At 61.0% G+C, this 7,987-nt stretch carries 8 protein-coding genes; 4 read left to right on the top strand and 4 right to left on the bottom strand.

Annotation, left to right across the window (positions count from 1 at the left end; translation table 11 throughout):
• From ACHWRX_RS10935 to hflX, 4 genes are all read left to right on the top strand, one after another.
• On the top strand, positions 1-1,044 hold a 1,044-nt coding region (locus ACHWRX_RS10935; RefSeq protein WP_394659221.1), incomplete at its 5' end, for a sensor histidine kinase.
• A 23-nt stretch (positions 1,045-1,067) separates the two neighbouring features.
• Positions 1,068-2,462 (top strand): sigma-54 dependent transcriptional regulator, encoded by a 1,395-nt coding sequence (locus tag ACHWRX_RS10930; RefSeq protein WP_058737656.1) that lies wholly within the window; start codon positions 1,068-1,070, stop codon positions 2,460-2,462.
• 129 nt (positions 2,463-2,591) lie between these two features.
• On the top strand, positions 2,592-3,155 hold the full coding sequence (hfq, locus tag ACHWRX_RS10925; protein WP_394659220.1) for an RNA chaperone Hfq: 564 nt from the start codon (positions 2,592-2,594) through the stop codon (positions 3,153-3,155).
• 45 nt (positions 3,156-3,200) lie between these two features.
• Positions 3,201-4,535, top strand: a complete 1,335-nt coding sequence (gene hflX, locus ACHWRX_RS10920; RefSeq protein WP_394659219.1) for a GTPase HflX — start codon at positions 3,201-3,203, stop codon at positions 4,533-4,535.
• On the opposite strand, the gene mazG is transcribed toward hflX, so the two are convergent.
• The 4 genes from mazG to ACHWRX_RS10900 all read right to left on the bottom strand — a co-directional run.
• The gene (mazG, locus tag ACHWRX_RS10915) at positions 4,512-5,291 is read right to left on the bottom strand and encodes a nucleoside triphosphate pyrophosphohydrolase (protein WP_394659222.1); all 780 of its coding nucleotides are present in this window, start codon (positions 5,289-5,291) and stop codon (positions 4,512-4,514) included. The two genes, hflX and mazG, sit on opposite strands and share 24 nt — an antisense overlap.
• Before the next feature lie 243 nt (positions 5,292-5,534).
• The gene (locus ACHWRX_RS10910) at positions 5,535-6,314 is read right to left on the bottom strand and encodes an MBL fold metallo-hydrolase (protein WP_394659218.1); all 780 of its coding nucleotides are present in this window, start codon (positions 6,312-6,314) and stop codon (positions 5,535-5,537) included.
• Positions 6,311-7,087 (bottom strand): TatD family hydrolase, encoded by a 777-nt coding sequence (locus ACHWRX_RS10905; RefSeq protein ID WP_394659217.1) that lies wholly within the window; start codon positions 7,085-7,087, stop codon positions 6,311-6,313. The genes ACHWRX_RS10910 and ACHWRX_RS10905 overlap by 4 nt, the downstream gene beginning before the upstream one ends.
• Positions 7,087-7,987: methionine--tRNA ligase (locus tag ACHWRX_RS10900; RefSeq protein WP_394659216.1), on the bottom strand; the 901-nt coding region annotated here is incomplete at its 5' end. The genes ACHWRX_RS10900 and ACHWRX_RS10905, both read right to left, overlap by 1 nt.

Genomic DNA, 7,987 nt, shown 5'->3' with positions numbered 1-7,987 from the left:
TTTATCGAAGCGGTGCTGGAATCGGTCACATCCGGCATCATCTCGGTGGATGCGAACGGCACGGTGCAGCTGATGAACAGCACGGCGCAATCGCTGTTGCTCGATAGATCGGTGCCGGGTCCGCTGGGCTTGCCGCTGGCGGAACTCGCACCACCTCTGGCCAGCCTGATCGACAGCGGGAAGCCTAGCGGCATCGTTCAGTACAACAAGAACGGCGAGCTCCTGACGCTGGCGGTGAAGATCGCCCGCGACGCCACGGGCCGCGTCATCACGTTCGAGGACATCACCCGCCAGCTGCTCGATCAGCGCCAGGCCGCCTGGTCCGATGTCGCCCGCCGCATCGCACATGAAATTAAGAATCCGCTCACTCCGATCCAGCTGGCGACAGAGCGCCTGAGCCGACGCTATCGCAAACAGATCACGCAGGATCCCGAGCTGTTCGAGGACCTGACTCGCACGATCATTCGACAGGTCGGCGATCTGCGGAAGATGGTGGACGAATTCTCGTCCTTCGCGCGGCTGCCCAAGCCGATTTTCCGCGCGGAAGACCCGATGGCGCTCACACGCCAGGCGCTGTTCCTGCAGGAGGTCGCCCGCCCGGACATCACCTTCGAGTTTGAGGCCAAGGGCGATATCCCGATCATCGGTTGCGATCGCCACCAATTCGGTCAGGCGATGACGAACGTCCTGAAGAACGCGGTCGAGGCGGTCGAAGCCAAGGTCAAGGAAACAGCGGCAGCGGAAAGCGATGTTCCATATCGCGGCCACATCAAGGTCTGCATCGAAGGCCTCGAAAGTGCCGTGCGCGTGGCGATCACCGACAATGGTATCGGCCTTCCGCAAGACCGCGATCGTATCATCGAGCCTTACGTCACCACGCGTGAAAAGGGGACGGGCCTGGGCCTGGCGATCGTCAACAAGATCGTCGAAGAGCACGGGGGCGAAATGACGTTCACCGCCGCGCAAGGTGGCGGGACCACAGTGGCGATGCGGTTCGCCGTAGATCCGCTCGCCAACGGCCGCACTTCTGAAGCGGCTGAGTAATACCAGCAGGATAAACCCAAGCGATGCCTATCGAAATCCTCATCGTAGATGACGAGCGCGACATCCGTGAACTCGTGGCCGGCGTCCTCAGCGACGAAGGGTATGAGTGCCGCACTGCGGGTGACAGTCAGAGCGCGCTGGCAGAATTGGATGTGCGCCGCCCCTCGTTGGTGCTGCTCGACGTCTGGCTGCATGGCAGCGCGATGGATGGGCTTGAAGTGCTAGACGCGATCAAGGCCCGCGAGCCCGAACTGCCCGTGATCATCTTCTCCGGGCATGGTAACATCGACACCGCCGTCGCCGCCATCAGTCGCGGTGCGGTCGACTTCATCGAAAAGCCGTTCGAAGCCGAGAAGCTGATCCATCTCGTTTCCCGCGCGACCGAGACCGAGCGTCTGCGCCGCGAAAATGCGCAGTTGCGGCACGATTTCTCGAACGCAGAGGAGTTCACGGGGAACAGCAGTGCGATCAACCAGGTACGCGCGACGCTGAAGCGGGTTGCCAATACCGGCAGCCGCCTGCTCATCACCGGGCCGGCGGGCGTCGGCAAGGAAGTGGCCGCCCGACTTCTCCACTCCTGGAGCGGACGGGCAGGGCAGGCATTCATCTCCGTCAATTCGGCGCGGATCACGCCCGAGCGTTTCGAGCAGGAACTGTTTGGTGAGGAAGTGGAAGGCAGCTTGTTGCGCCCCGGCCTGCTGGAAGCGGCCGATGGCGGCACCCTCTACTTCGACGAAATTGCTGACATGCCGCTCTCGACGCAGGCGCGCATTCTTCGGGTGCTGACAGACCAGGCCTTCGTTCGCGTGGGCGGGACTCGGCAGATCCGAGTCGACGTGCGGGTCGTCTCCTCCACCTCGCGCGATCTGGAAAAGGAAATTGCCGAGCGTCGCTTCCGCGAGGATCTCTTCTATCGGCTGAACGTCGTGCCCGTCACCGTGCCCGCCTTGCGCGACCGCCGCGAGGATATTCCGCCTTTGGTGGACCATTTCTTCACGCGTTTTGCCAGCGAGCAGGGCGTCGAGGCGCCCGAAGTTGGGGCGGATGCCATGGCGGCGCTGCAGGCCTACGAATGGCCGGGCAACGTGCGTCAATTGCGCAATGTGGTGGAGCGGACCGCGATCATGACGCCGCGCGATCGGCTTGGCCGCATCGAAGCGGATATGCTCCCGCCGGAGATTTTCAACAGCCGCGGTGGCGGCGATGCCGGTGTCTCGGTGATGATGAGCGCCCCGTTGCGCGAAGCCCGCGAGAGCTTCGAGCGCGAATATCTGCGCGTCCAGATCCGTCGCTTTTCAGGCAATATCTCGAAAACCGCCTCGTTCATCGGGATGGAGCGCTCGGCCCTTCATCGCAAGCTCAAGCTCCTGGGCATGTCAGAACGGCGCGAGGGAGAGGTTGACGGCGAAGAGGGTTAACGACGCGAACCATACGTTTCGCGACTTTACTGCGCTGCAGCAAAATACTATTATGCATAGATTACGGTCAGCCTAGCTGCTGGCCAGATTGCGGCCGGTAACACCGGCCGCCAACAACAGGAGTGAGTTATGAGCGGGCGTACTCTCACGGCTCGTCCCAAGGCGGAAACGCCCGAAGCACCGGAAACGGAGACCGTTTCGGCACCTGCTGGCAAGGGGCAAAACCTTCAGGATCAGTTTCTTAACCTGCTGCGCAAGAACAAGACACCCGTCACCATGTTTCTGGTGAAGGGCGTGAAGCTGCAGGGCATCGTCACGTGGTTTGACAACTTCTCGATCCTGCTGCGCCGCGACGGGCAATCGCAATTGGTCTACAAGCACGCAATCTCGACCATCATGCCCAGCACGCCGATCGATGCGCGCCAGTTTGGGCTCGGGTCTGAAAACTCCAAGAAGGTTCGCCTGCTGCAGGACGTGTTCTTGTCCAGCGTGCGTAGCGCTGGTGTTCAGGTCACGATGTTCCTCGTCAATGGCGTGATGCTGCAGGGTCGAATCGCTGCTTACGATCTTTTCTGCATGCTGCTGGAACGCGAAGGCTACGTGCAGCTTGCATACAAACACGCAGTCTCGACGATTCAGCCGATCACGCCGGTCGATCTGCAGTCACACGAAGAAGAACAAGACGACGACTGAGGATCGCACGCGCGATCCCGGTCAGTCGGGAATGACAGGACTGTTTTGAACGACGAACTGCAGGGAGAGGTCACGCGCGGGGCGCGGGCCGTTGTTGTATATCCGCAAATGCGGACCAACCGGGATCAGGATGCGGATGCGCGCCTTGAAGAGGGTAAGGGCTTGGCGCTCGCCATCGGCCTGGAGATCGCCGATGCCTTCACTATCCCGATCCGCGAGCCCAGGGCGGCAACCCTGTTTGGCGAAGGGCAGATTCAGAACATCGCCATCGCCTGCGAGCAGTCGGAGGCCGAACTGGTGGTGGTCGATGGCTCGCTGTCCGCGATCCAGCAGCGCAACCTTGAGGAAAAGCTCAAGCGCAAAGTGATCGACCGGACTGGTTTGATCCTTGAAATCTTCGGGGAACGCGCGGCAACGGCGGAAGGCCGCCTCCAAGTCGAACTGGCTCACCTCGATTATCAGGCGGGACGGCTTGTTCGCAGTTGGACCCACCTTGAACGGCAACGTGGCGGTTTCGGCTTCCTGGGTGGCCCGGGTGAAACGCAGATCGAAGCCGATCGCCGTCTGATCCGCGATCGCATGGCTCGCATCCGCCGCGAGCTAGAGCAAGTGCGCCGCACACGTGGACTGCATCGCGATCGTCGAGAGAAAGCACCTTGGCCCGTAGTCGCGCTGGTCGGCTATACCAATGCCGGCAAGTCGACCTTGTTCAACCGCCTCACCGGGGCGCACGTCATGGCCGAGGATCTGTTGTTCGCCACGCTCGATCCCACAATGCGGGCGATCCGGCTGCCGGGTGTGGAAAAGGCCATTTTGTCCGACACGGTCGGCTTCATCTCTGACTTGCCGACACAATTGGTCGCCGCATTCCGCGCCACCTTGGAAGAGGTGACTGCCGCCGATATCATCCTGCATGTTCGCGATATCGCTAATTCTGAAACCGAGGCGCAGAAGCGGCAGGTGCTGGAAATCCTCACTGACCTTGGCGTGATTCCCGAGGACGGTGGCGAGCCGGAAAAGGGTGGCGAGAGCGGCATCCCGATCTTGGAAATCTGGAATAAGTGGGACCTGCTCGATCCCGATCATGCCGAAGAACTGTCGGGCTTGATCTCTGACAAGAGTGATCGCGACGTCGTGCCGATCTCGGCCCTGACCGGTGACGGCTGCGAAACGCTGCTGGCGACAGTGGGCGAAAAGCTGATGGCTGGAGCCAAGCTCTACAGTTTCGCCGTTCCGGCCGAGGACGGCGAACGCCTGGCCTTCCTGCACGCACGCGGACATGTGGTGTCCGAGACGATAGACGAGGGCGATCAAACCCCCGTCGTTCGCCTGCAAGTGCGGCTGAGCGACCGCGAGCTAGGGCGTTTCTCCGCGCTCTAGTGTCTTGGCGTGCAACCACAGCGCCTCCTGATCTTCCAGACCATGATCACGAAATTCGATGCCCGAGGCAGCCGCTTGTTGTTCCATCATCCGAAAGCGGCGTTCGAACTTGGCATTGGCCGCTCGCAACGCGTCTTCGGGCGCGATGCCTTCCTTGCGCAACACATTCACTGCGGCGAACAGCAGATCGCCAGCCTCCAAGAGCCTCTCCTCAGCGGTTTCAGCGCGCGCCAGTTCATCCATTTCCTCAAGAACCTTGGCACGCGGCCCGGCGCTATCGGGCCAATCAAAACCGACCCGCGCTGCGCGTTTTTGCAGTTTTTCGGCGCGCATCAACGCCGGCAGGGCTGCGGCTACACCATCAAGCGCGCTGGACGCGCCTTTGGCGGATCGCTCCGCTTCCTTGATGGCTTCCCACCGCTGGGTTTGAGTGACAGCCTGTTTGTCGGTACCGAAGATATGCGGATGACGGGCCTCTAATTTCGCGCTGATCGCTGCCGCCACATCCATGAAGCCGAAGTCGCCGGCTTCCTCGGCCATGCGAGAGTGGAATACGACCTGAAGCAAAAGATCACCAAGCTCCTCGCGGAGGTCCGACATGTCGCTCCGCTGGATCGCGTCGGCGACTTCATAGGCTTCCTCGATCGTGTAAGGCGCAATAGTAGCAAAGGTCTGCTCGCGATCCCATTCACATCCTGAAACCGGATCACGCAATCGCGCCATGATGGCGATCAGACGATCTAAAGGGGTTGCCACGACTTCTCTCGTCAAGGTTAGATAATCTGTATTATGTAAAATGATGACTGCGGAAGGCACATGTCTACGGCGCCACCCTTATACCTAAAACGCTGACAATCGCCGTGACGCCCACGATTAGCGCCACCCATATCAAGGCCAACCGAATGACGTTGCCTCTCGGCATTTGGCGCCATCGCTGCCCCCGTGTCACGAGGATAAGCGCACCAAAGATGCTGATGAGGGAAACTATGAGTCCGGCGGTCATGCTACAAGCACCATCCCATCGAAGCCGACGAGTACGCCTGCAGGAACTTCGCCGGACAAAGTCTGATAGTCCATGCTTTTATCAAGGTGAGTCAGCACCGCGCGGTCGGCTCGGGTAGCTGCGGCGAGCTCGAGCGCCATGCCTAGGTGCGCGTGTGTAGGATGCGGTTCGCGGCGCAGGCAATCGACTACCAAAATGTCGCACCCGTCGAGGACGTCGAGCATGTCGTCCGTGATTTCGCTGAAGTCCGTGGCGTACCCGATGGCCTTGCCATCGCAATCGAAGCGGTAGGCGGTCGACTGTGCAGGCCCATGCGGCATTTGGCAGTGATCGATGCCGAACCCCTCGCAAATGCGCAGGTTCTGAAGATCGTCCAGTGCGACGATTGTCGGATAGCCGTACTGCCCGGCAAAGACATATCCGAACCGCTGACGGAGTCGCCGTACGGTTTCGGTGCCGGCATAGCCCGGGATCGGACCACCCCGACCGTACCGCAATGGCCGCAAATCATCGAGACCGTGGCAGTGGTCGGCATGATCGTGAGTCCAGAAAACGGCATCGATGCGGCCAATCTCGCAAGCCAGAAGCTGACTTCTCAGATCGGGTGAAGTATCGACCAGAAGTCGCTTACCAGCATCGTTTTCCACCAAGATCGAAACGCGAGAACGGCGGTTGCGCGGGTCATCCGGATCGCACAGGCCCCAATCCACACCCTCCTCGCCGCCAAGCCTTGGCACCCCTGTCGACGTGCCGCTTCCAAGAAGAGTGACCTTCACGCGGCGGCTTTCTGAAACAGCGCGAAGAAATTGTGGGTCGTCTGCTCGGCAAGTTCCACCTCGGATACTCCACGCAGTTCGGCGACGAAGCGGGCGGTATCCGCCGTGAACGCGGGTTCGCAGCTGCGGCCGCGATGGGGCACCGGCGCTAGAAACGGTGAATCCGTCTCGACGAGAAGCCGGTCAGCCGGGATCGTCGTGGCGGTGGCTTGAAGGTCCTTCGCGCTTCTGAAGGTGACGATACCGGAAAGCGAAATGGAAAGCCCCGCGTCCACCATGCGCGCCCCGAACTCCGAGGAGGCGGTAAAACAATGGATCAAGGCAGGAAATGGTCCTGTCGCCATTTCCTCTTCGACGATCCGCGCGGTATCCTCTTCGGCATCGCGCGTATGGATGATCACCGGCAGGCCTGTTTCCCGAGCGACACGGATATGCATGCGGAACAAGGCCTGCTGCACCGCACGGTCCGATTTGTCGTAATAGTAATCCAGCCCGGTCTCGCCGATCCCGATGACCTTGGGATGATCCGTCGCAGCCCGGAGCGATGCTTCGCCGAGGTCCGCATGGGCGTCCGCCTCGTGCGGATGAATGCCGACACTGGCCCAGACGTCCGGTTCCCGCTCAGCCGTGGCGACCACCGCGTCCCACTCGCTCTGCCGCGTGGAGATGTTCAGGAAACCGCCAATTCCGGCGGCGCGGGCGCGGGCCAGCACCGCGGCCTGATCCTCGATCAGACCCTTGTATTGGAGATGACAGTGGGAATCGATCAGCATCAGGCCACCGGAGCGACTTCGGGAAGTTCCAGCCTTGGAAAGACGCCCACAGGCTGGGCAATACGGAAGTTGCTGGCGATCAAGTCATCCAGCCAAGTGACGTCCGACAGAGCCTGATAGTCCCGCGCATCGCCCGCGATCCCCATTTGATCGAGCAACGTGTCGATCGCGGTAGGAACCACCGGTCGTACGGCGATCGCCAGGCTGCGAACCGAGCGCAGGAGCGTCATGAGCACAGCCTCCATCCGCGCGGGATCGGTCTTTCGCAGTGTCCAGGGTGCTTGCTCATCGACATACTGGTTACAGGCAAACACGGCGCGCATCCAAGCGTCCAGGCCTTCGCTGAAATTTAGGTCCAGGAACGCGCGCCGTAGACTATCGATCCCTGCGTTTACGGCGTGGTCCAGCGCGATATCGGCGTCAGCCAGTTCCAAACCTGAGCGCAGTTCGCCGCCCATGTTCTTGAAGATCATCGACAAAGTGCGCTGGGCCAGATTGCCGAAGCTGTTGGCGAGTTCGGCGTTCGCGCGCGTGACGATAGCCTCGGGAGAGTAGCTACCGTCCTGTCCGAACGCCACTTCACGCAGGAAAAAGTAGCGCAAGGCATCCACACCGAATTGATCCGCCAAAGCCAGGGGGTCTGTGACGTTGCCGACCGACTTGGATTCCTTCTGCCCGCGGTTCAGCAGGAAGCCGTGGCCGAACACCTGGCGAGGAAGCGGCAGGTTGGCGCTCATCAGGAAGGCCGGCCAATAGACCGTATGGAAGCGGACGATGTCCTTGCCGATCACGTGAAGGTCAGCGGGCCACCACTTGGCCATTTCGGTCGTCTCTTCGGGAAAGCCCAGGCCGGTCAGGTAGTTGGCAAGGGCATCGACCCACACGTACATCACGTGGCCT

The organism is uncultured Novosphingobium sp. (assembly GCF_964277725.1).
Classification (GTDB): Bacteria; Pseudomonadota; Alphaproteobacteria; order Sphingomonadales; family Sphingomonadaceae; genus Novosphingobium; species Novosphingobium fluoreni.
This window is presented reverse-complemented; position numbering and strand designations above follow the sequence as displayed.